22 protein-coding genes are annotated in these 23,680 nt (G+C 30.6%); 17 read left to right on the top strand and 5 right to left on the bottom strand.

Going from position 1 to position 23,680, the window contains the following annotated elements; genetic code table 11:
- Positions 1-13: 13 nt before the first annotated feature.
- Positions 14-2,701: a transglycosylase domain-containing protein gene (locus tag Q3304_RS10760; protein WP_054276076.1), complete on the bottom strand. Its 2,688-nt coding sequence runs from the start codon at positions 2,699-2,701 to the stop codon at positions 14-16.
- Positions 2,702-2,916: 215 nt separating this feature from the next.
- Between Q3304_RS10760 and yunB the strand changes: the two genes are divergently transcribed.
- A complete protein-coding gene (gene yunB / locus Q3304_RS10765; RefSeq protein WP_054269422.1) occupies positions 2,917-3,615 on the top strand; it encodes a sporulation protein YunB in 699 nt (232 codons plus the stop codon).
- A gap of 211 nt (positions 3,616-3,826) precedes the next feature.
- Here yunB and Q3304_RS10770 read toward each other — a convergent pair whose 3' ends face one another.
- A complete protein-coding gene (locus Q3304_RS10770) occupies positions 3,827-4,834 on the bottom strand; it encodes a SpoIVB peptidase S55 domain-containing protein (RefSeq protein WP_054276077.1) in 1,008 nt (335 codons plus the stop codon).
- A gap of 227 nt (positions 4,835-5,061) precedes the next feature.
- Here Q3304_RS10770 and Q3304_RS10775 point away from each other — a divergent pair, with 227 nt between their 5' ends.
- The 3 genes from Q3304_RS10775 (at position 5,062) to Q3304_RS10785 (ending at position 8,362) form a co-directional block, all read left to right on the top strand.
- Positions 5,062-5,940, top strand: coding sequence for an N-acetylmuramoyl-L-alanine amidase (locus tag Q3304_RS10775; RefSeq protein WP_054269424.1), 879 nt, complete (start codon positions 5,062-5,064; stop codon positions 5,938-5,940).
- A gap of 201 nt (positions 5,941-6,141) precedes the next feature.
- Entirely contained in the window at positions 6,142-7,692 is a 1,551-nt protein-coding gene (locus Q3304_RS10780) for an ABC-F family ATP-binding cassette domain-containing protein (protein ID WP_054269425.1), read from the top strand.
- A gap of 28 nt (positions 7,693-7,720) precedes the next feature.
- Positions 7,721-8,362, top strand: coding sequence for a TIGR01906 family membrane protein (locus tag Q3304_RS10785; protein ID WP_407814496.1), 642 nt, complete (start codon positions 7,721-7,723; stop codon positions 8,360-8,362).
- 91 nt (positions 8,363-8,453) lie between these two features.
- Here the strand turns inward: Q3304_RS10785 and Q3304_RS10790 are convergent, their stop codons facing one another.
- Positions 8,454-8,714 (bottom strand): cysteine-rich small domain-containing protein, encoded by a 261-nt coding sequence (locus tag Q3304_RS10790; RefSeq protein ID WP_003418451.1) that lies wholly within the window; start codon positions 8,712-8,714, stop codon positions 8,454-8,456.
- Positions 8,715-8,921: 207 nt separating this feature from the next.
- On the opposite strand from Q3304_RS10790, the gene hflX reads away from it, so the two are divergent.
- The 4 genes from hflX (at position 8,922) to Q3304_RS10810 (ending at position 12,371) form a co-directional block, all read left to right on the top strand.
- Positions 8,922-10,205 carry a GTPase HflX gene (gene hflX / locus Q3304_RS10795; RefSeq protein WP_054276078.1) on the top strand — a complete coding sequence of 428 codons (1,284 nt, stop codon included), beginning with the start codon at positions 8,922-8,924 and terminating at the stop codon, positions 10,203-10,205.
- A gap of 7 nt (positions 10,206-10,212) precedes the next feature.
- On the top strand, positions 10,213-10,890 hold the full coding sequence (locus tag Q3304_RS10800) for a HEAT repeat domain-containing protein (protein ID WP_407814497.1): 678 nt from the start codon (positions 10,213-10,215) through the stop codon (positions 10,888-10,890).
- Between the two features lie 85 nt (positions 10,891-10,975).
- Positions 10,976-11,419: an NUDIX domain-containing protein gene (locus Q3304_RS10805; protein ID WP_003437525.1), complete on the top strand. Its 444-nt coding sequence runs from the start codon at positions 10,976-10,978 to the stop codon at positions 11,417-11,419.
- Positions 11,420-11,726: 307 nt separating this feature from the next.
- Complete coding sequence (locus Q3304_RS10810) at positions 11,727-12,371, top strand: YigZ family protein (RefSeq protein WP_407814498.1); 645 nt, start codon at positions 11,727-11,729, stop codon at positions 12,369-12,371.
- 97 nt (positions 12,372-12,468) lie between these two features.
- Here Q3304_RS10810 and Q3304_RS10815 read toward each other — a convergent pair whose 3' ends face one another.
- A complete protein-coding gene (locus tag Q3304_RS10815; RefSeq protein WP_054269430.1) occupies positions 12,469-12,846 on the bottom strand; it encodes a sulfite exporter TauE/SafE family protein in 378 nt (125 codons plus the stop codon).
- A complete protein-coding gene (locus Q3304_RS10820) occupies positions 12,846-13,241 on the bottom strand; it encodes a sulfite exporter TauE/SafE family protein (protein WP_407811897.1) in 396 nt (131 codons plus the stop codon). The genes Q3304_RS10815 and Q3304_RS10820 overlap by 1 nt, the downstream gene beginning before the upstream one ends.
- A gap of 170 nt (positions 13,242-13,411) precedes the next feature.
- Here Q3304_RS10820 and nadE point away from each other — a divergent pair, with 170 nt between their 5' ends.
- The 9 genes from nadE (at position 13,412) to Q3304_RS10865 (ending at position 23,531) form a co-directional block, all read left to right on the top strand.
- Positions 13,412-14,167, top strand: a complete 756-nt coding sequence (nadE, locus tag Q3304_RS10825; protein ID WP_054269432.1) for an NAD(+) synthase — start codon at positions 13,412-13,414, stop codon at positions 14,165-14,167.
- An 82-nt stretch (positions 14,168-14,249) separates the two neighbouring features.
- Positions 14,250-14,972, top strand: coding sequence for a YebC/PmpR family DNA-binding transcriptional regulator (locus tag Q3304_RS10830; RefSeq protein ID WP_074179199.1), 723 nt, complete (start codon positions 14,250-14,252; stop codon positions 14,970-14,972).
- Between the two features lie 485 nt (positions 14,973-15,457).
- Positions 15,458-16,255, top strand: coding sequence for an enoyl-CoA hydratase-related protein (locus Q3304_RS10835; RefSeq protein WP_407814499.1), 798 nt, complete (start codon positions 15,458-15,460; stop codon positions 16,253-16,255).
- A 94-nt stretch (positions 16,256-16,349) separates the two neighbouring features.
- Entirely contained in the window at positions 16,350-17,690 is a 1,341-nt protein-coding gene (locus tag Q3304_RS10840; RefSeq protein ID WP_054269435.1) for a GntP family permease, read from the top strand.
- A gap of 137 nt (positions 17,691-17,827) precedes the next feature.
- Positions 17,828-19,060, top strand: coding sequence for a CaiB/BaiF CoA transferase family protein (locus tag Q3304_RS10845; RefSeq protein ID WP_407814500.1), 1,233 nt, complete (start codon positions 17,828-17,830; stop codon positions 19,058-19,060).
- Positions 19,061-19,078: 18 nt separating this feature from the next.
- The gene (gene acrC / locus Q3304_RS10850; RefSeq protein ID WP_407814502.1) at positions 19,079-20,221 is read left to right on the top strand and encodes an acryloyl-CoA reductase; all 1,143 of its coding nucleotides are present in this window, start codon (positions 19,079-19,081) and stop codon (positions 20,219-20,221) included.
- A 10-nt stretch (positions 20,222-20,231) separates the two neighbouring features.
- Entirely contained in the window at positions 20,232-21,026 is a 795-nt protein-coding gene (locus Q3304_RS10855) for an electron transfer flavoprotein subunit beta/FixA family protein (protein ID WP_054269438.1), read from the top strand.
- A gap of 13 nt (positions 21,027-21,039) precedes the next feature.
- A complete protein-coding gene (locus tag Q3304_RS10860; RefSeq protein ID WP_407814548.1) occupies positions 21,040-22,059 on the top strand; it encodes an electron transfer flavoprotein subunit alpha/FixB family protein in 1,020 nt (339 codons plus the stop codon).
- 98 nt (positions 22,060-22,157) lie between these two features.
- Positions 22,158-23,531 carry a sigma-54-dependent Fis family transcriptional regulator gene (locus Q3304_RS10865; protein WP_054269440.1) on the top strand — a complete coding sequence of 458 codons (1,374 nt, stop codon included), beginning with the start codon at positions 22,158-22,160 and terminating at the stop codon, positions 23,529-23,531.
- Positions 23,532-23,680: the final 149 nt, after the last annotated feature.

A 23,680-nucleotide genomic window follows, 5' to 3' on the forward strand; every position in this document is an offset into this window, starting at 1 on the left:
AGTTTTTGTTAACTTAAGTTGCAGGGGTACCACCACCATCAGGTGTATTGGTAGAGCCACCACCATTATTATTCCCGCCATTATCAGGAGGGGTAGAGCCACCACCATTATTATTTCCACCATTATCAGGAGGAGTAGAGCCACCACCATTATTATTTCCACCATTATCAGGAGGAGTAGAGCCACCACCATTATTGTTTCCACCATTATCAGGAGGAGTAGAGCCACCACCATTATTACCTGAATTATTGTTATTGTTATTATCTTCTTCTTGTTGATTGTTATCTGGTTTCTTTGTATCTTCAGATGATGGTTGAGAACTTACTCTAGTAGGAGCAGTACCTTCAATAAATGCTGCTTTAGAGCCAGAAGACTGCTTTCCTCCATCATCTAAATTAATTTTTGTGAAATATACATTTTTAGGAACTTCAAATTCAGTTACTGTTAAGTTAGCATGTATCTTTGACATAATTTTTTCCCATAATTTCGCAGTACTAGTACTTCCACGAGGAACTTCTCTACGTTTTATAGTGTTACCAGAATCATCTTTTCTTCCAGCGTCATCTCCGATATAAGTTGCTCCAACATAATAAGGTGTATAACCAACAAACCAAGCATCATATGCACTATTTGTAGTACCTGTTTTACCTGCTACAGGCATTCCATTTGGAAGTGCTGCTATACCACCAGTACCTTCAGTAATTACGCTTTCTAACATATCTGTAACAACATAAGCTACTTCAGGTTCTACAACTTTATGTTCTTCAGGAGCATTTTTAACTAATAATTGACCATCAAAAGTAGTTATAGTAGTGAAAATTGATGGTTCTACATAAACTCCTTGATTTGCTAATGTACCATAAGCAGCAGCCATCTGAAGTGGAGTAATACCATTTGCCATACCACCTAGTGTTAATGATGGGAATTGCCTATCAGTTGCTCCTGACTGACTATTCTTCACAGTTGTTATACCAAAGTTCTTTAAGTAGTCCATCATTATATCTATACATTCATCATAAGAATCTCCAAGCATCTCAGCAGTTTTTACAGCTATTGTATTTGAAGATTTAGCAAGAGCTCTACGTAAACTCATAGAACCATGACCAGCAGTAGTAGTTCTTGGGTTCCATTTAGTATTCTCTTCAAATTTATATCCTCCTCTAGCATCACTTAGAGAAGTTGCTTGTGTAATTTTTAAAGTATCAATAGCTGGTGTATAAATTGCCAGAGGTTTTATAGCAGAACCTGGTTGATGAGGGTTAGTAGCACGGTTTAAAGTTTTTCTACCACTTATATTTCTTCCTCCAGCTAGTGCTCTTATTTCACCATTTTTATAATCTAAGATTACCATTGCAGATTGCGGTTGACTAACTCCATCAGGACCGACCATATGTCCTGGGAAATTGCTATTTTTATCATATTCTTCTTCTAAAGCATCTTGCATTTTAGGGTCTATAGTTGTATTTACAATTAGACCTCCATTGTAGAATAGGTTTTGAGCTTCATCATTTGTATGTCCTTGTTCCATTAGAGCATTTATAACTTCACTTTCAATAAGGTCTTCTACAGATGAAGAAACTTTGTCAGATGATTTAGGTAATTTTATTTCTATTTTAGCTTTGATTGCTTCATCATATTCGCTTTGCTTTATATATCCTAATTCTAACATTTTCTTTAGAACAACTTCTTGTCTTTTCTTAGCTTCTGGATTACTTACAGCTTTTCTTACAACTAATGTACCTGCTTTTAATTGTCTATAAGTATCATTAGATATAAGTTCCCAAGAATTTATTTTCTCAATCATATCAAAGTCTACTTTTGTAGGGTCATCTAAATCATCATCAGTTGTGTTAACAAAAAATAATAATTTATTTTCTAAATCACCCTTAGTTTCACTTCCATCTAATTTAGAAGTTTTATAAGCTGAAAATTTTGATGGATTTTTAGTTGAACCAGCAAGAAGTGCTGACTCAGCTATAGTAAGGTCAGATGCAGACTTATCAAAATAACCACGTGCACCAGCCTCAGCACCTGCCAGACCTCTACCAACGAAAAAGTTATTTAAATAAGTTTCTAGTATTTTATCTTTACTTACTGTTTTACTCATCTCATATGCATAGTAGATATCCTTTATTTTACGAGGTAGAGTTTGTTGTTCAGTTGTTAACAACATTTTGGATACCTGCATAGGAATAGTACTACCACCTTGTTTAGTACCTGTAAGAGTCTTTAATACTGACCTAAATAAACCTTTAATGTCGACACCTTTATGTTCATAAAAACGTTCATCTTCTATTGCAATTACAGCATGTTGAAGATGTTTTGAAATCTTATCTAATGGAACAGGTGTCTTTTTATTTACACTTGGAGCTGTAGATAATGTTTTTCCATTAGCGTATTTAATTGTAGTTGTTTGGTTTGTCTGTTTATCCAAGACAGCCTCTGTAACTGGAGAGACATCTCTTAGTGATGCAAATACTAAACCAGCAGTACCAGCAGTACCAACAACTAGTAAAACTAAAAATACTATACCAAATACTCTCAGTTTTCTAAATTTATCGCTTTTTTTAGATTTTTTCTTGTTTTTTGTTGAACGAGTTTTGTTAGCTGAACTTCTATTAATTGGTTTGTTTGTATTACTAGAGGAGCTAACTTTTTTTCTTCTAATTTTATTTCCATTTTTATCATTATCGTTATTCATAAGATTTTAACCTCCTTACTTAATGCAATATTATAACACAAATAGGAGTAGTTTTGTAATTAATAGAAAAAATGAATTTGCTATAATATTCTGTACATTGTAAATATGTATAAACATAATGTATTAAAAAGTCTATATTTTTATTTTATTTATTTTTGACAAATATTATAAAAATTATGCTAAAGCTACATATAAATAAATAGGAGGGGATAATTTTGAATAGAATAGTAGATAGAAAAAAGAAAAATGAATTTAGAAAAATTGTAGCTATTTTTTTGTTAATTCTTTTCTTGTCTGTATTTATAGGCAGTTTTATATATATAGATAAAACTTTAAGACCAACAATAACAGTGTTGGCAGAAACTAAAGCTCTTGAATTAGCAAATAGGTCCATAAATAAAGCTGTTGCTGAAATGGTAGAAGGAAAAATAAACTATGAAGATTTAATGGATATACAGCTTGATAACAATGGCAAAATAACTATGATACAAGCAAATACTATAATGATGAATGAGATTGCCTCTGCAATAGCTTTAGAAATACAGGATGAATTAAAAAAAGCTAAGACAGCAAGTTCTTACATACCTATAGGAACAGCATTAGGAAGTCCTATATTAGCCAAATACGGTCCTAGGCTTGAAGTTTCTATTGAACCTATAGGAACGGTATCAGTAAACTTTAAAACGGAATTTGAATCGTCAGGTATCAATCAAACAAGACATAGAATATATTTAGAAGCTCAGACACAAGTTAAAGTAGTAATACCACTTATAACTTCAACAAAACAAATCAAAGCACAAATACCTATTTGTGAAACTATAATAGTAGGTGATGTTCCAGAAAGTTATGTAAATATACCAGAAAAAAATCTAGGTAATGTTTTACCTAACACTGGAAAGAATGCTAATAAGTAATATAAATTTCCATATTTTTAAATAAATTTGAAAAAGTAGTTTATAAATAAAAATTTTGTAAATAATATTAATATAATTTCAATAAAAAATTATATTTTATACTATGTAAAATATTTAATATATTTGGTCTATGGTGTAAATAGATTACATTTAGACCAAATATATTATTAATCATATATTTAATATTTAAATTACTATTTATCTATATTATTTACAACATCCACTTAATAAATACACCATAACCTACAGCTGGGTCATTTTCAATTGCATGAGAGACTGCTCCGATTATTTTATCACCCTGAATTATTGGAGTACCACTCATCCCTTGTACAATACCACCAGTCTGAGATAAAAGTTTTTTATCTGTGATTTTAATTTTAAAACTTTTACTTTCTGGATGTTTTTGGTTTTCTATATCTATAATTTCAATATTATATTTTTTACATTCATTAAAATTATCTTGTAAAATTATTTGAGCTTTTCCTGTTTTAACTTCATCTAAAGAAGCTACTTTATATTTTGTTAAATTAGCAATATCAAAGTTGTTAATTTGACCTCTTATTCCAAAATCAGTATTTTCTGTAAAACTACCAATAATATTTTCTCTTTTTGCATTTATACATCCAACACTACCTTTATAAGATTTTTCTATATTAAGATGTTTAGTTGTAGAAATTGAACCAGATTTAATAGGTATCTTTCTTGCACTGCCAACACTTATTGGATGACCTACAGCACCAAATTCTGATGTTTCTGGATTAATATATGTTAAAGTGGCAAACCCAGAAAGTAAATTATTAAAACTAATTTTTTCTAATATGTGCTTAGTCGTTTTCATTGTTATAAGTTGACCACCTCTATTTAATAAAATAGATACTGGTTTTTCTTCTGGTAAAGCATTTAGGGTATTTACAAAGTCACTATATCCATCAATCTCAGCATTATTTACTTTTACTATTGCATCACCTAATCTAAGTGGAGATGCTTCACCAGGATTTCTAACAATAATATTTTTTAGTTCTGCATCAATTTGAAGTACATTTCCAATTGGTATTAAATATTCAGGTTCACTTTTTTGTAAATTTTGTGCATAAATTAAATTATTTGAGAAAAAATATAATAAAAATAAAAAAGTTAAAACAATTGTAAATTTAGACTTAGCTAAGTTAGTTCTTTTATTTAAAGCTTTATCTTTAAAATAAAAATTTTTAAGTTGCATAAAACACCTCTTTCTTATTAAATTATTTTAATAATAGAATTGAAGTTTTCTTGCTGCTTCTGTATTATGTTGTGCAAGAATTAGTTTTTAATGCTTGGAAAACTGACTCAATAACACCTTAGTTTTCATAAAAATAAATAAAATAAAGAGTGTATATGATAAAATAGATACATATTCATATAAATTAAAATAAATAATAACTGTCTATCATTAGAAAGGAGCAAAACATGAAAAAATATAGATTGTTAGTTACTTGTATAATTGCCATGGGAATTATAATTATAGGAACATCAAATCCTGTTAGTAATTTTTACAAGACTACAAATTTAATTAGTTCAGGAACTACTACAAATGAAAAAGCAGATAAAGATAAAAACTCAAATGAAAATACAAAAGATAAAGACAAATCAAATTCAAAAAGCAATAAGGAAAAGTCATCAGAAAATAAATCATCAGATAATAAAAATGAAACTCAAAAAAATAAAAAGTTTTTAATTTGTATAGACCCAGGACATCAGGGAAAAGGAGATGGCAATTTAGAACCAGTAGCTCCAGGTTCTTCCTCTCAAAAAGCGAGAGTATCTTCAGGAACAGAGGGTATTGCTACAAAAAAACCAGAATATGTTTTAAACTTGGAAGCATCTCTTGTTTTAAAAAATATATTAGAATCTAAAGGTTATAATGTAATAATGACTAGAGAGACTCATGATATAAATATAAGTAATTCAGAAAGAGCGATACTTGCTAATGATAAAAAAGCAGATATGGTTGTAAGAATACATGCAGATAGTTTAAATAATTCTTCAAAAACTGGTGCATCCATATTAATTCCTGAAAAGGATGGAAAATATACAGCACCTATATATGAAGATAGTAATAAATGTGCTGAATTTATTAAACAAAATATGGAACAAGCTGGAATACAAATTAATGGAATCGTTCAAAGAGGAGATTTGACTGGATTCAACTGGTCAAAAGTTCCAGCTGTATTAGTAGAAATGGGATTTATGAGTAACTACAATGAAGACCAAATGATGTCAAATCCAGAATATCAAAGAAAAATGATGCAATGTGTTGCAGATGGATTAGATGAGTATTTTAAATAGAGTATAAATAGAGAAAAAGTTGGGTTGGTATTATTTTCCTAATTTTTATCTCTATTTTTTATTGTACATAATATAAAGATAAAGATTATTCTAGGTTAAATTGTTGTAAATATAACTAAAAATATTGGTAATACTTGATTTAAGTTTAAAAAGAATATATTATAGTATAGAATGTGTAAAATTTTTTTGAGAGGTGTTAGAATGCTAGTAGTAGAAAACGTGAGTCATGGATTTGGTGCTAGAACAATATTAGAAAATGTATCTTTTAGACTTAGAAAAGGTGAACATATTGCACTAGTTGGCGCTAATGGAGAAGGAAAATCAAGTTTTTTAAATATAATAACAAAAAAGCTTATGCCAGATGCTGGAAATATAAAATGGTCTTCAAGAGCTACAGTAGGTTACTTAGACCAACATACAGTTCTAAGTAAAGGTAAAACAATAAGAGAAGTGCTTAGAGAAGCTTTTAAGCATATGTTTGATTTAGAGCAAGAAATGATTGCTATGTACGACAAAATGGGAGAAGCTAATGATGATGAGATGAGTAAGCTTCTTGAAGAAACAGCAGAAATACAAACTATACTTGAAAATAGTGGTTTTTATATGATAGATGCTAAGATACAAGAGGTTGCAAATGGTCTTGGTCTTGGAGAGATTGGTCTTGACAAAGATGTAACTGATCTAAGTGGAGGACAGAGAACGAAAGTACTTCTTACTAAACTTCTACTTGAAAATCCTACTATTCTTATATTAGATGAGCCTACAAATTATTTAGATGAAGAACATATAACATGGCTTACTAGATATCTTCAAGAGTATGAAAATAGTTTTGTCCTAGTTTCTCATGATATTGAATTTATAAATAATACTTGTAACGTAATATACCATATGGAAAATGGAGAACTAAATAGATATAAAGGAAACTATGATGAATTTGTAAGACTTAATGACATAAAGAAACGTCAAGAAGAACAAGCTTATGATAAACAAGTTGAAGAAAGAAAAAGATTAGAGGACTTTGTAGCTAGAAATAAGGCTAGAGTAGCAACTAGAGGAATGGCTAACAGTAGACAAAAGCAACTTGATAAGATGGAAATATTGGAAAGACCAAAAGAAAAGATAAAGCCTACTTTTTCTTTCAAAGATGCTAGAGCAGCAAGTAAGATAATTTTTGAAACAGAAAGTTTAATTTTAGGATATGATGAAGCATTGACAAAGCCACTTAATTTCCATTTAGAAAGAGGAAAGAAGATAGCTTTAAAAGGAATGAATGGTATTGGAAAATCTACTTTGTTAAAGACTTTACTTGGAATAATAAAACCATTTGAAGGAAGTGTTAAGTTAGGTGATTATCTAGAAGTTGGATATTTTGAACAAGAGAGTTCAAAAGAAAATAGTAATACACCTATGGATGAAATTTGGAGTGAATTCCCAGGACTTACAAACTTTGAAGTTAGACAAGCTCTTGCAAAATGTGGACTTACAAATGAGCATATAACTAGTCAGATGAGAGTACTAAGTGGAGGAGAAGCTGCAAAGGTTAGACTTTGTAAAGTAATGCTAAAAAATATAAATTTCTTAGTACTAGATGAGCCTACGAATCACTTAGATGTTGAAGCGAAAGATGAATTGAAGAAAGCCATAAAAGAATTTAAGGGAACAGTTCTTTTGGTATGTCATGAACCAGAATTTTATTCAGACATTGTTGATGATGTATGGAATATAGAAGATTTTACAACTAAAATAGTGTAGTGCTTTAATTTATTACTGGGGGGATTTCATGAAAAAATTTCTAAATATACTTTTTTCAATATGTATAAGTATAGTTATAATAGTAGGAGTTATTAATTTTACTGTTGGGTTTAAACAACTATATTATTTTGATGTTGATTATCTAAATATATCAGAGTTATCTGGTCTATCTAAGGATGATATAAAATTAAACTACGATTATCTGATTGATTATAATCTAAATAAGAATGTGTCTGAGTTTAAGTTACCCACATTAAAATCTTCTCCACAGGGAAAGATGCATTTTGAAGAAGTGAGAAATATATTTCAAAACATCAATAAACTAGCTAAAGTACTAATGATAGTATCTTTAATAGGAATTATATTTAATGCAAAAAATAAAAATATAAAAATTTTAAAAACTACATCAATAACGCTTATAATTATGCCATTATTATTGGCAGTTCCAGTTTTATTGAATTTTGAAAAATCATTTATTATTTTTCATAAATTATTATTTAGAAATGATTACTGGATATTTAGTCCAGATTTAGACCCAGTTATAAATATATTGCCAGAAGAATTCTTTTTTCATGCTGGTGTGATGATTTTAATGTTGATTTTATTAGTAAGTATATTACTTTTTGTAATATATAAGTTATGCAAATCAACTAAATTAAAAATGAGATAGACTAAAGTTATACAATAAAAATAGCTATGTAATAATATTTAGACTAAGAGTAGTTAATAAATATTTGTGCATAGCTATTTCTAATGAGAAATTATTTTTTACTAGTAATTTTAACTAAATCTTGAAATTTCCCCATAATATAATTATAATTATCTTTTTTATGAGGGAGCATGCAACTACTGCAATCTTTGATACCTTTATCTGTATACTTGAAGTTTCCACCACAATTTTCTCCTAAAGCATACAAAGGACAATAGCAAAATAAACAATTAAATTCTTCTGGTTTATTAGTTTTATGACAAGGGAAAAATTCACAATCTTTGTGATTAAAAAACTTATAATTTTCGCCCATATTTTCCTCCTAAATTAAATAAAATTTAAATCTTTTATAACTATATAAGATTTTGGTGATAATATAATTATACTAAATATTTTTATTAATAGTTGATAATATAGTACTATTAATCATAGTATTAATGGTATAATTAGTCAACAGAAAAATAATGTAAATATATTTTGCAATTATAATATGTTTTATAACAAAAAATGAGGTGATTAAGTGAAAGAAATTCAAGAGAGAGCACTTCTTGTAGGTCTTAATTTGACGACAATAGTGAAAAAAAGTGATGATATAGACACTAGTGAATCCATGGAAGAATTAAAGGAATTAACAAAAGCTGCTGGTGCAGAAGTTGTAGGTAGCTTAATTCAAAACAAGCACTCCATAGATGCAGCTTATTATATAGGAAAAGGTAAGGTAGAAGAAATAAGAGCATATAGTGATTCACTAGATGCTACTTTAGTAATTTTCAATGATGAATTATCTGGTGCTCAAATCAGAAATATAGAGAATGTTGTTGGAAGAAAAGTAATAGATAGAACTACCTTGATTCTGGATATATTTGCTCAAAGGGCGCTTAGTAAAGAAGGTAAATTGCAGGTTGAATTAGCTCAACTAAAATACAGATTACCACGACTTTATGGAATGGGTGGTGAGATGAGTAGGACAGGTGCAGGGATTGGAACTAGAGGTCCTGGAGAACAAAAACTAGAAATAGATAAAAGACATATACTTAATAAAGCAGCAGATATAAGACGTGAACTTAGAGAAGTAAAGAAGAATAGAGAGACACAGAGAGTTAAACGTTTAAAATCAAATATACCAATTGTAGCGCTTGTTGGGTATACAAATGCAGGAAAATCTACCCTATTAAACGAATTAATAAAGACACACAAGGATTATGAACAAGAAAAAGAAGTTTTTGTAAAAGATATGCTTTTTGCAACTCTAGATGTAACTTTAAGAAAGGCACTTTTACCAAATAAGAAAGAATTTTTAGTAGTAGATACTGTTGGATTTGTGAGTAAGCTTCCCCATGATTTAGTAGAGGCATTTAAAGCAACACTGGAAGAAGTACAGTATGCAGATTTAATTCTGCATGTAATTGATGCAACAAATACTAGTTATGAATTGCAAAAAAGTACAACTGAAGGTGTATTAAAAGAACTTGGTGTAAATGATAAAAAACATATACTTGTATATAATAAGGTCGATAAGCTAGAATTGGATATATATCCTAAAAGTCAAGAAGATATTGTGTATATTTCTGCTAAACAAGGCATAAATATGGATAAGCTATTAAATCTGATAGAAAGTGCTTTAATGGAAAATACTTATTCAGTAAGCTTAATGTTACCTTATGAGAGAGGTGATATATTTAGTAGAATAAAAGATAAATATAATGTGGAGAATTTTGAGTATGGGGAAAATGGTATAGCATTAGATGTAAACTTGGATGAAGAAGATTTTAATATCTATAGAGAGTACATATTAGAAAAATAGGTTGAATATGGATATTAATTGGGAAAACATAGATAATCTCGAAGATTATTTTATAACCTATCTTCTTTATAAAGAATCTAAAACAGTATCTCAAATTAGTAAGATTAGAAATATTTCAAATACTGAAGCAAGCGAGCAACTTATACAAGCAAAATTGAAAATAAAAGAATTGCAAAAAGAGGATTTTGAGGCATCTAAAGATATTTTGGATAAATTTTTAGAATTAGATAAAATCAAGAGACTTGATTTTATGGATAGCTTAGATGACAAAAAAATGGTATACTTTAAGAGAAAGGTTTTCAAAAGAATCCTTGTGGAAAAAAATGCTGAAGATTTAATTGTTTTAATCTGGGCGACAGGTGAGCTAAAAGATGATAGATTCTTAAAATTACTTCATCAGCTCACAAACCACAGACACTCAGATATTAGAAGGATAACTTATTCAGCCATCAGAAAGATTGAATCACCAATTAGTAGAGAAGTATTACAAAAAGGTCTCTATGATAAAAATGCACAAACTAGGCAGTATTGTGCAAAAGCTCTTTCAAAATTAGGAGATGAAAACAGTCTAAAGATTTTACAGCAGTTGAAAGACAAGAATAAGAATTTTGAAAAAGAGTATGTGCTTAGAGCTTATGACGAAGCCATTAAAGCATTGGAAGATGCGAAAAATTTGAAAAAGTAATTTTTTATTAAAGCAATTTGTTTACTTAACGATGTATTTCTAGAGTTTAACAAGGTAATAAATAAATTAATGGGAGGGGTTTCAAATGATAGTAAGACGTTGTGCAGGTGGAGTAGTTTTTTATGCTAATAAAGTACTTATTGTAAAAAATGATAGAGGTGAATGGACACTTCCAAAAGGAAAGATACTTGGAGGAGGACTTCCATATGAGAGTGCTGTTCAAAGAGTTAAAGTAGAAACTGGCATAGATGCTAAAATGATAGATGTAGCTGGCGATACTATGTATGAATTTTTCTCAAGAAGTAGACAACAAGAAGTTTGTAATGCAATAATGTGGTATGTTATGGAAGCTTGTAACACTGATTGTGTACTTGCTCCTGAATTCCAAGAAGGTGGATTTTATAAAGTAAAAGATGCTTTAGAAATGTTGTCACATCACAAAGAGCAAGCTTTAGTAGAAGTATCTTATAAAAAGTTTAAAGAATTAAAAAAATTAGTTTCAGAGGGCGATGATGTTCCAGCAAATTAATAGTGAATTTAGAGAATTCTGAGGAAGGGTTAGCCCCTTCCTTTTTTAATTGAAAATATTTTAAACATAAATTAGATAGTTTGCTTAGATTATAATTTGGAAATCTAAATTTTTAGTAATTTATATCTAAAATTAGTGACCTATATTTGAAATAAAAATTAAAAAGTATACAATTTTATTATATAATTGTTTTATAACATTGATTAAAGAAGTGATAAAAATCTATATATTTTTAGTAGAATAATTTTATATATAAATACATATTTGATGTATATCTTAGAAAATGATTAAAATAGGAGGAATTATAATGAGCAATTACAGGACATTACATGAATTTGGAACTGATGAAATAACAATTGAAAAGTCTGTTTTTATTGGATATGCTAAGCCTATAAAGAGTGAAGAGGAAGCACTAGAATTTATAAATGAAATAAAGAAAAAGCATAAAGATGCAACTCATAATGTATGGGCTTATACAGTTGGGCAAAATATGAATATACAAAGATACAGTGATGATGGCGAGCCACAAGGAACAGCAGGTATACCTACATTAGAAGTTATAAAGAAAGAAGATTTAAGAGATGTAGCAGTTGTTGTTACTAGGTATTTTGGAGGAACAAAATTAGGTGCAGGTGGTCTAGTTAGAGCTTATACAAAAGGTGCTAAGTTGGGGTTAGAAGCAGGAAAGATAATTTATAAGGTAATGTATCAAGAAGTTAAGATTAAAATAGATTATACTCAACTTGGAAAAGTACAAAATGAATTAATGAATTTGGGGTATTTTATAAAAGATACAATATATGAAGATAATGTTGAGATAATAGTATATTCGAAATTAGAAGATGTGGAAAATTTATCAGAAAAAATGGTTGATATAACAAATGGAACAGGAAAAATAGTTTTAGGAGAAGAATTTTATTTATCTGAACAAAATGGAGAAATATTAATGTAATCTAAAAATATTAAAAGAATTAATTATATTAAACATTCAATTTTTATCTTAAAATGAAATCTTAAAATGAAAAGCCATTAAATTGTTTTAATCTAAATCAATTTAATGGCTTTTTATTAGATTTTGCACAGAATCCTTTTTTTACTTCAAATAAGCCAACTAGAAGCAGAAATATACCAAATATTCTCTTTAGTATATCTGAAGATAGATAATTAGCTAATAGTGAACCAAATATAGCACCTAAGACCCCAAATACAGCTATGGGTATAACCAATTTAAAAACTACATTTTTATTTTTTATATGTATAGCCAATGCTATAAGTGTCATAGGGATAGATGAAAGTAAATTTACACTTTGAGCTATTTTAGTATCTATACCAGCAAGTAAAACTAGTGCAGGTATAAGGATGGTTCCTCCGCCCATTCCCATTCCTCCGATAATCCCTGCAAAAAATCCAATTAAAGCAAATAACATTAGAACACCATCCTTAATGCTGCAATTATCATGATTATTCCAAAAGAAATCCTAAGAAACTTTCCAGTAACTTTATTTAGTAGTTTTGCTCCTATGATACCACCAAGAATACTTCCAACAGCAACCTTTATTGTCAAATTAACGTCGTAAGTACCCTTAGATACATATAAAACAGAACTTGCTGTCGTTAAGAAAATTATTATAGAAAGAGCAGTTGCATGAGATTTATGTTCTTCTACCTTAACGATGTCATTTAATATTGGAACTAAAAGAGTACCTCCTCCAGACCCAAAAACTCCATTTATAAACCCTGTAAAAACTCCAATTATCGTATTTTTCAAATTAAAATCAAGATATTTTTTCTTTAAATCATCAGTTTTTTTCATAAAAATCACCTTCTGAAATAGTTTTACCAAAATAGGCAAATTATATTTATATAAAAGTAAGATTAAATATAATATTTCATATTTACGTAATTTTGCATAAAAAAAAACATATTAAAACAACATATTAATATATGGTATAATATATTAAAACAAAGTAGCAAATTTGAGAGGAGATAACAATGTCAAATATAAAAATACAAATAGACAAAACTGTAGAATGGCTTATAAATAAGGTTAATGAGGCAAATGCAAAAGGATTAATTGTCGGTGTATCTGGGGGAATTGATTCAGCAGTAGTTGCTAATTTAATTAAAAAGGCATTTCCAGAAAACTCTATGGGAGTTATAATGAGCATAAAAAGTAATCCTCAAGATAGAGAAGATGCACTTAAGGTTATAGAAGGTTGTGATATAGAATACCTTGATTTAGACCTTATAGAACCACAAAGTGCTATATTAGACATGGTAGTAGGAAATTTAAAAGAGAAACATTTATATAGAGAAGAATATTTAAAAATGACAGATGCAAATTTAAGAGCAAGAGTAAGAATGAGTACTATTTATACAATTGCTAACAATCTAGGATATCTAGTTGTTGGTACAGATAATGCTGCAGAAATACACACAGGATATTTTACTAAATTTGGTGATGGTGGAGTTGATATTTTACCAATTGCAAATTTAACTAAAGGCGAAGTGTATGAATGGGCAAAAGAACTTGGTGTTCATGAAGATTTAATAAATAAAGCTCCTTCTGCAGGTCTTTGGGAAGGTCAAACAGATGAAAATGAAATGGGAACTACTTACAATATGATAGATGCTGTGTTGCAAGGTAGATTAGATGAAGTTCCTCAAAGAGACCAAGAGATAATTGAAAGACTTCATAGAATAAGTGAACATAAGAGAAAAACGCCTGCACAACCTCCTAAGTTCTAATTTACTATTTTAAAGATTTGTGATAAAATTTACAGGTGATAAAAATTAGAATAACTAATTGTACGTATTAAGGAGTGGAAATATGGGACGTATAGGTAATATAATTAATAGAAAAGGTAAACAAGATGCTCAAAGAGCAAAAATATTTACTAAACATGCTAGAGCAATAGCAGTTGCTGCTAAAGAAGGTGGAGCAGACCCAGAGTATAATGCAGCTTTAAAGACAGCTATAGAAAAAGCTAAGGCAGATAATATGCCAAATGATAATATAGATAGAGCTATCGCTAAAGGTGCCGGAGCAGGTGCTGGTGATGACTATGAAACTATAGTTTATGAAGGTTATGGTCCTGGTGGAGTTGCAGTTATAGTAGAAACTTTAACTGACAACAAAAACAGAACTGCTGGTAATGTTAGATATTACTTCGATAAAAATGGAGGAAACTTAGGAACTAGTGGATGTGTGTCTTTTATGTTTGATAAAAAAGGACAGATATTAGTTGGTTCAGGAGATGGAATTTCAGAAGAAGAATTGATGGATATTGCATTAGAAGCAGGAGCTGAGGATTTTATAACAGAAGAAGACGGTTATGAAATAATAACTACACCAGAAGATTTTTCTGCTGTACGCGATGAGTTAAAAGCTAAAGGGTATGAGTTTATATCTGCTGATGTAAAGATGATACCTCAAACTACAACTGTATTAACTGAAGAAGCTCATTTAAAAATGATGAATAAATTAGTTGATATGCTTGAAGAAGATGATGATGTTCAAGATATATATCATAACTGGGAAATAGAAGAATAAATGTTCTAATATCTTAGAAATGTATACACCTCTAAACCATGTTTGCATAATAATATGTAAATATGGTTCAGAGGTGTTTTTATATTTATAAAAATTGCTCTATAAAAATATATTTTATAAAACAATAATATTATAACAGCGTTAAGAAATCTATACTATTTGGACAAATACGTAGTAAAGTATCAAAAATGAGACTATATTCTCAAAAATGAGACTGGATTTTTTTAGTATTTTCTCGAAAATGAGACAAAAATATGATTTTATGGATTTTATTGCAGAAAAATTCTTTAATAAATTATGATTTAATCAGTTTTAAAGGTAAAACCTATTAAAAATTTAGTGAAATTTATGTATATTTTGTTTATTTCATTAAAAAAAACAATTTTTTAACAAAAATAATGGAATTTAATAGAAGTTGGCGTAGAACTTGCTAATATATATCAACAAGAAATGTAGAAAAAATAACAATGTATAATGGGGGGAATATGATGGGATTTGAAATGGAAAATTTGAAAAATCTTAAGGTAGAACTTAAGGATAAAGTCTGTGTTATTACTATAAATAGACCTAAGGCTTTAAATGCTCTTAATAATGACACTCTTAGAGAGTTATCTCAAGTTATTGATGTAATATCAGAAAACGAGGAAATATTAGGAGTTATTATTACTGGAGAAGGTAAAGTTTTTGTAGCTGGAGCTGACATACGTCAGATGCAAAACTATAAAAGTGAAGAAGGCAGAAGATATGCAGGTTATGCACAAGGGATTTTTGACAAAATTGAAGCTCTTGAGAAAACAGTAATAGCAGCAGTTAATGGATATGCACTAGGTGGTGGATGTGAACTTGCTATGAGTTGTGACATTAGAATTGCATCAGAAAAGGCTATATTTGGACAGCCTGAAGTTAATTTAGGAGTAATTCCGTGTTTTGGTGGAACTCAAAGATTATCAAGACTTGTTGGAACTGGGATAGCCAAAGAATTAATTTTTACAGGAAGGCAAGTAAATGCAGAAGAAGCTAAATCTATTGGTCTTATTAATAAAGTAGTTCCAAATGATGTGCTTTTAGAAGAGGCAATGAAGATGATGAATCAAATAGTTGAAAAAGCGCCAATAGCAATAAGATATGCAAAAGTAGTTATTAATAAAGGAATAGATATGGATTTAAAAAATGCTCTTGAACTAGAGAAAGATATTGCAGGTTTAACTTTTGCTACAAGAGATAAACAAGAGGGTATGGATGCATTTATAGAGAAGAGAAAGCCAGTTTTTGAGAATAAGTAGCTATTATAACCAAATTGGAATAAATATAGAAAATATTCAAAATCTAAATTTCGTGAAGAAACACACAGAGTTTAATTTTAAAAGGAGTTAATTTATGAATGCGGGAGTAATTATAAGTTTAGTAGGGATTATTATAGCCCTATCCCTTCTAGTTGTAATGGTTATGAAGGGAGTAAATATTTTTATAATAGCAATTGTATGTTCACTACTAGTTGCTATAACAGGAAATCTAAATGTATATAATGCACTCAAGGTGGATTATATGGCAGGTTTTGTTGGATTTCTCCAGGCGAATTTCTTTATTTTCCTAACAGGTACTTTAATGGGAAAAATAATGGAGATTACTGGTGGAGCGAAATCTATTGCTAAGATGATTGTAAGATGGATTGGTAAGGATAAAGCATTACTTTCTATTCCAATAGCATGTGGAATATTAGCCTATGGAGGAGTAAGTGTTTTCGTTGTAAGTTTTGCAGTGTTTCCGATAGCTTTGGAAATCTTTAAAGAAGCTGATTTGCCACGTCGATTTATACCAGCAGCCTTGACTTTTGGATGTTCAACTTTTGCAATGGTTGCACCAGGAGCACCACAGATTCATAATATTGTTCCAGCTTCAACATTAGGGACAGACATTATGGCTGGTGCAGTAAATGGATTTATATCATGTGCAGTAATGTTTGTTGTTGGAAGCATCATTTTATATAGAATGGTTTCAAAAGAAAAAGCCAATGGTGGGCATTTTATAGCACATGAATCAGATATATTTGATGAAGTAGCAGCAACTAATTCTAAGAGAGGAAATGGTCCTAATGGTCTAATTGCGTTAATTCCATTAATAGTATCAATATTAATAATTAATGTAAAAATTAATGGACAAGCAATAGTACCAATTGAGGTAGGAGTGTTTATTGGAGCGTTATTAGTGTATTTATTGTTAAATAAATATCAAGATAATTCCAAAATAGTTGGACATGTTGGTGATGCATGTAAAACTACAGTAGTAGCAATATGTAATACTTGTGCTGTAGTTGCATTTGGCTCAGTTGTAAAATCAGCAGTTGGTTTTGACTTTATAGTTAATGCTATGACTAATATTCCTGGACCTCCTATTGCAGGAGCTGCCGTTGGAACTACAGTTATTGCAGGTATATGTGGGTCAGCTTCAGGTGGACTTGGAATCGCAGCTCCACTTCTTGGACCAGTATTTTTAGCTAAGGGTGTCTCTGCAGCGGCATTAACTAGAACTATGGCAATTTCATCAGCAGCATTAGATTCACTTCCTCATAACGGATATATAGTTACTGTAACAAATGGTCTATGTAAAGAATCACATAAAGATGCTTATATGCCAATATTTTGGGTGACTGTTTTGACCCCAATTATTGGAACCGTAGTAGCAGTTCTTATGTTTACGATGTTCCCAGGATTACCATAAAAGAAAAGATGAAAAATATACATTATATTTTGATATTGTAAAACTAATTTTCAAAATATGTACAATAAATTTTATGATTTAATACTATAAATAAAATATTTAAAATACCAAATCGACAGTATAAGGAGGAATTAAAAGTGTTAAATAAACCATTAGAAGGTGTTAAGGTAATTGACTTAACATATTTTGTAGCAGGTCCAGGAACTTCTAAAATATTAGCTGACTGGGGTGCTGATGTAATTAAAGTAGAGCCAAGCTTTGGAGACCCCGGAAGAAAGACAGGGGCAACAATGACAATGCCAATAGATGATTATAATAATCCTTTTTACAGTACATATAATTCAAATAAAAGAGGCTTGTCTATAAATCTTAAGAGTGAAGCTGGAATTGAAATTATGGATAAGCTTTTAAGTGAAGCAAACGTGTTTGTTTCAAGCTATAGAACAGGAGCATTAAAAAGGCTAGGTCTTGACTATGAATCATTAAGTAAAAAACACCCACATCTTATCTGGGGACAAATAAATGGTTTTGGTGATTTTGGACCTGCTAAGGACAATGCAGGATTTGATACAGTTGCCTTTTGGGCAAGAAGTGGAGCTATGCTTGATATAGCAGAGAAGGATACAAGTCCAATAAACCCACCTATAGCCTTTGGAGATGCGACAACTTCTTGTAGCTTATCTGGAGGTATATGTGCAGCTTTATACCAACAAGCTAAGACTGGAAAAGGTCAAAAGGTAATGGCATCTTTGTTTGGACAAGCAATATGGAATGCATCATCTTTATTGGCATCTACACAGTTTAGTGATGAGTATCCAAAAACTAGAAAGAATGCCATTTCTCCAGTAATAAATTCTTATCGTTGTAAGGATGGAAAGTGGATATTCTTAAGTATCCTAGAGCATGAAAGATATTTTGAGGCACTTTGCAGACTATTTGGAAGAGAAGATTTGATAAAAGAAGAGAAATTTGCATCTTCAGTAGAAAGTAAGAAAAATGCTACAGAGCTTATTAATATTTTAGATGGTGAGTTTGCAAAATTTACTCAAAATGAGATGGTTGAAAAGCTTACTACTGCGGATATAGCCCATGAAAGAATTCAGCATGTTAATGATGTAGTAACTGATGAACAGGCTATTGCTAATAACTATATATATGAACATACAAGCAAAAATGGAAATAAGACAATGCTTGCATCCACTCCAGTTAAGTTTGGAAATATTGAAGTTAATATGACTTGTGATGCCCCACTTATAGGAGAACATTCAGATGAGATATTGAGAGAACTTGGATACAGTGATTCTGATATAGAAGCTCTAATTGAATCTGGAATTGTATCAATGAATAAAGAAACATGTGAACTATGTTAATAAATAGGAGGAAATTTTATGGATTTTAGATTAACAGAAGCCCAAGTAATGCTTCAAAGAGTAGCAAGAGAATTTGCAGAGAATGAAATAGCACCAATAGCTGCAGAAACAGATAAAACTGGTATTTTCCCAAGAGAACTTTTTAGCAAAATGGCTAAGATAGGATTTAATGGTATTGGGACACCTGTTGAATATGGAGGCTCTGGTGGAGCAGATATAGAAAAGGTAATTGTTGTTAATGAGGTTGCCAAGAAATGTGCAGCATCTGCAGCAATACTATCAATACACACAATATATGCTCAAGCTATTTTGAAATTTGGTACTGACGAACAAAAGAAGAAATACCTTCCGATGATGGCTGAAGGTGGGTGTGTAGGAGCTTTTGCTTTAACTGAACCTAATGCTGGTTCAGATGCTGCAAGAGCTGCAACAACTGCAATTATTGATGAAACAACTGATGAATATGTTTTAAATGGAACTAAGTGTTTTATTTCTGGTGGAGGTCAAGCAGAATCATTAATAATATTTGCATTGACAGAACCATCAAAGGGAATAAAGGGGATGTCTGCTATTATAGTTGACAAAGGTACTCCAGGTTTCTCAATAGGAAAAATTGAAGAAAAAATGGGTATACATGGTTCAGAAACTGCAGAATTAATATTTGATAACTGTAGAGTTCCAAAGTGTAACCTATTAGGAAAAGAAGGAAAAGGCTTCAACATAGCTATGACTTGTCTAGATGGTGCAAGAATTGGAGTTGGAGCTCAAGCTGTAGGAATTGCTGAAGGGGCCTTAGAAGAAAGTATCAAATATTCTAAAGAAAGAGTTCAATTTGGCAAGCCAATTTCAGCTTTGCAAGGTATTCAATGGTATATTGCAGATATGGCTACTATGGTGGAATCAGCAAAATTGTTAGTATATTATGCTGCGGACTTGAAAGCTAGAGGCGAAAAACACACTAAAGAAGCTGCCATGGCAAAATACAATGCATCACGTACTGCAAGAGAAGTTACAAATCTAGCTCTCCAAATCCATGGAGGATATGGATATATGAAAGATTATCCATTAGAGAGAATGTACAGAGATGCTAAGATAACAGAAATTTATGAAGGTACTTCAGAAATACACAAGGTTGTTATTTCAAGAGCAGTACTAGGATAGGAGGAAGATTATGAATATAGTTGTTTGCTTAAAGCAAGTTCCAGACACTAACGAAGTTAAAATAAATAAAGAGACAGGTACCCTAATAAGAGATGGTGTACCAAGTATAATCAATCCAGATGATAGAAATGCTTTAGAAGAAGCTTTAAAAATAAAAGATGAACTGGGAGCAGTGATTAAGGTTATAAGCATGGGACCTCCTCAAGCTAAAAACGCTTTAAAAGAAGCTTTGGCGATGGGTGCTGATGAGGCATATTTAATTTCAGATAGAGCTTTTGGTGGCTCAGATACTTGGGCTACATCTACAATTATTGCTGCTGCTATAGAGAAGGTCGGAAAGTATGATGTAATATTCTGTGGAAGACAAGCTATAGATGGAGATACAGCTCAGGTTGGACCAGAGGTTGCAGAATTTTTGGGAGTTCCACAGGTTACCTATGCAAAAGAAGTAAAGGTTCAAGGTGATAAACTACTAGTAACTCGTTATACAGAAACTGGAGATTACTTAATAGAAGCAAAGATGCCAGTTTTATTAACTGCTATAAAAGAGTTAAATAATCCAAGATATCCAAGTGTTAAAGGAATCTTAGAAGCTTACAATAATGGAGATGCAAAAATTACTGTGTTAACACTTTCAGACTTAGATGTTGATACAACTCAAATTGGATTAAAGGGTTCACCTACAAATGTTTACAAGTCGTTTGTACCAGTTAAAGACAAACATAATGAAATAATCGAAGGTATAAATAAGAAAGAAAAAGCTGAAAAGTTAATAGAAATACTATTCGATTTGAAACTAGTATAGGAGTGTTAAGATGATGAGAGCAAAAGTTAATCAAAGTATAAATTTAAATGACTATAATGGAGTTTGGGTAATAGGAGAGCAAAGGGAAGGAAAAATTAATCCAGTTACTATAGAACTTATTGGTGAGGGAAGAAAGCTTGCTGACCAATTAGGAAAAGAGCTTTCAGTTGTAATAGCTGGATATGAAGTAGATAAAGAAGTGAAGGAATTACTTCACTATAGTGTCGATAAAGCATATTATATCAATGACCCTCTTCTTAAAGATTTCACAACTGATGGATATGCAATTTCAATTGCAGATTTAATTGAAGTGAAAAAGCCAGAGGTGGTACTAGTTGGAGCTACTTCTATAGGAAGAGATATTGCACCTAGAATTGCAGGTAAAATTGGAACAGGTCTAACTGCTGACTGTACAAAACTTGAAATAGATTTAACAGACAATAAATTATTACAAACGAGACCAGCCTTTGGTGGAAATTTAATGGCTACTATCGTTTGTCCTAAAAATAGACCACAGATGTCAACTGTTCGTCCAGGAGTTATGGCAAAAGCTATAAGAACTGAATCAGAGAATGGAGTTTTAGAGGTTGTTAATCCAGGACTTACTGAGAAAATGATTAGAACTAGATTAGTAGAAATGCTTCCACAAGAAAAGAAATCTATAAATCTAACTGATGCTAGAATAATAGTTTCTGCAGGAAGAGGATTAAAGAGGGCAGAAGGATTTGAATTAATAAAGGAATTGGCTGATAAATTAGGGGCAGAGATTGGTGCTTCAAGAGCCGCAGTAGATTCAGGATGGATAGAGCATTCCCATCAAGTTGGACAAACAGGAACTACTGTTAGACCAGAGTTATATATTGCATGTGGTATATCTGGGGCAATACAACATTTAGCAGGTATGAGTGATTCTAAGTATATAGTTGCTATAAATAAAGATTCAAAAGCACCCATTTTCAACATATGTGACTATGGAATTGTAGGGGATTTATATGAAATCCTACCTGAAATGATAGAGTCATTAAACAGGTAACTTTTAGAAAACATTGAATATATAGAATGGTAAGTCTTATAATATTGTATTGTAAGACTTATTATTTTTGCTGAAGGTTATAGTGGAGGGATGAAACAATGAAAGAGCACTGGTATAAGGATATATTTGCAAGAGTATTATCCATGACTGATGATGGTTTTATTGTTGTAGATAAAGATGGAGTAATCATAGATATTAATGATAAATATTGTGATTTCTTAGGGAAAGCAAAAGAAGATATAATAGGACATAATATACAAATTATTATACCAAATACAAAAATGTTAGATGTTATGAGAGATAAATATTGTGAAGAAGGAGCTATACACCATTACTCAGGTGGAGAAACAAAAGAAAAAAGTGTAATAGTAAGTAGATCTTATGTGGAAAATGACAGTGGAGAAGTGGTTGCAGGTGTAGCTCAAGTTAAATTTAGATTACAATCATTTGATGTAGCTAAAAAGTTAATGTCAGAATATATGGAACTCCAATATTATAAAGAACAGTTTAAGGATAAATGTAGTTTTGATAAGCTCATAGGTGAAAATAAAGATTTCATAGAGCTTAAGAAAACAGGTATGAAAGCTTCTAAAACGAACTTCTCAGTACTTTTGACAGGGGAAACAGGTACAGGTAAAGAAGTATTTGCTAGAGCAATTCATAATAATAGCAGTAGAGCAGACAAACCTATGGTTAGTATAAACTGTGCTGCAATACCAGAAGAACTATTAGAATCGGAGCTATTTGGATATGACGAAGGAGCTTTTACAGGAGCAAAAAAGGGAGGCAAAAAAGGGAAGTTTTTAGTTGCAAACAATGGCACCATCTTCTTAGATGAAATAGGTGATATGCCTTTGACGATGCAAGCAAAACTTTTAAGAGTTCTTCAGGAAAATGAGATAGAACCAGTTGGAGGTCTTAAAACGATAAAGATAGATGTAAGAGTAATCTCCGCTACAAGAAAGAATTTAAGTAAAATGGTTGAAGAGGGATTATTTAGAGAAGATTTATACTATAGGTTAAATGTAATAAATATTCATATGCTGGAATTAAAGGACAGACAAGATGATATTTTGTTGTTAGCAAATTATATATTAAACAAATTAAATTCTGAATATAAGGAATTGAAGGTTTTAAGTGATAAGGTTAAAAATTGTTTTATTAACTATATTTGGCCAGGAAATATAAGAGAACTACAGAATGTAATAAAAAGTGCTTATGCTGTAAGTGATGATATGGTCATTATGATGTGTGACCTTCCATCTAAAATGGATAATATCAGTAGAGTGGCTCAATGTAATGTGGACAGTAATTGCTCAATTCATGAAATGGTGGAAAATTATGAAAAGAGTTTAATTATTGATGTGTTAACGAAGTATAATTGGAAATGTTCCAAGGCAGCAGAAGTTATGGGAATACATAAAAGTCTTTTATATAAGAAAATAAAAAAGTACGAAATTGAATTAAAGTAATTTCAGCATTTAAATATGATTTAATTGTTTTGGGCATAACAAAACCCTCCTAGTTTTAGACAGATTTACATATTTTAACTGTCTTCTAAGAGGGTTATAGTCCAAATTCAAAGTGAATTTTATCTAGTCTTTACAAAAGCTGTTTTGAA

Origin of the sequence: Clostridioides sp. GD02377 (assembly GCF_045899875.1) — a bacterium.
In the GTDB taxonomy this organism is placed as follows: Bacteria; Bacillota; Clostridia; order Peptostreptococcales; family Peptostreptococcaceae; genus Clostridioides; species Clostridioides difficile_A.

Bases quoted from the DNA above. Each gene is read 5' to 3' on its own strand.
- Q3304_RS10865 (WP_054269440.1), top strand. From the start codon at position 22,158: ATGAAAGAGCACTGGTATAAGGATATATTTGCAAGAGTATTATCCATG.
- acrC (WP_407814502.1), top strand. From the start codon at position 19,079: ATGGATTTTAGATTAACAGAAGCCCAAGTAATGCTTCAAAGAGTAGCA.
- Q3304_RS10830 (WP_074179199.1), top strand. From the start codon at position 14,250: ATGGGACGTATAGGTAATATAATTAATAGAAAAGGTAAACAAGATGCT.
- Q3304_RS10780 (WP_054269425.1), top strand. From the start codon at position 6,142: ATGCTAGTAGTAGAAAACGTGAGTCATGGATTTGGTGCTAGAACAATA.
- Q3304_RS10800 (WP_407814497.1), top strand. From the start codon at position 10,213: ATGGATATTAATTGGGAAAACATAGATAATCTCGAAGATTATTTTATA.
- Q3304_RS10835 (WP_407814499.1), top strand. From the start codon at position 15,458: ATGATGGGATTTGAAATGGAAAATTTGAAAAATCTTAAGGTAGAACTT.
- Q3304_RS10805 (WP_003437525.1), top strand. From the start codon at position 10,976: ATGATAGTAAGACGTTGTGCAGGTGGAGTAGTTTTTTATGCTAATAAA.
- nadE (WP_054269432.1), top strand. From the start codon at position 13,412: ATGTCAAATATAAAAATACAAATAGACAAAACTGTAGAATGGCTTATA.
- Q3304_RS10790 (WP_003418451.1), bottom strand. From the start codon at position 8,714: ATGGGCGAAAATTATAAGTTTTTTAATCACAAAGATTGTGAATTTTTC.
- Q3304_RS10770 (WP_054276077.1), bottom strand. From the start codon at position 4,834: ATGCAACTTAAAAATTTTTATTTTAAAGATAAAGCTTTAAATAAAAGA.
- Q3304_RS10815 (WP_054269430.1), bottom strand. From the start codon at position 12,846: ATGTTATTTGCTTTAATTGGATTTTTTGCAGGGATTATCGGAGGAATG.
- Q3304_RS10855 (WP_054269438.1), top strand. From the start codon at position 20,232: ATGAATATAGTTGTTTGCTTAAAGCAAGTTCCAGACACTAACGAAGTT.
- Q3304_RS10775 (WP_054269424.1), top strand. From the start codon at position 5,062: ATGAAAAAATATAGATTGTTAGTTACTTGTATAATTGCCATGGGAATT.
- Q3304_RS10860 (WP_407814548.1), top strand. From the start codon at position 21,040: ATGAGAGCAAAAGTTAATCAAAGTATAAATTTAAATGACTATAATGGA.
- Q3304_RS10760 (WP_054276076.1), bottom strand. From the start codon at position 2,701: ATGAATAACGATAATGATAAAAATGGAAATAAAATTAGAAGAAAAAAA.
- Q3304_RS10785 (WP_407814496.1), top strand. From the start codon at position 7,721: ATGAAAAAATTTCTAAATATACTTTTTTCAATATGTATAAGTATAGTT.
- Q3304_RS10810 (WP_407814498.1), top strand. From the start codon at position 11,727: ATGAGCAATTACAGGACATTACATGAATTTGGAACTGATGAAATAACA.
- Q3304_RS10840 (WP_054269435.1), top strand. From the start codon at position 16,350: ATGAATGCGGGAGTAATTATAAGTTTAGTAGGGATTATTATAGCCCTA.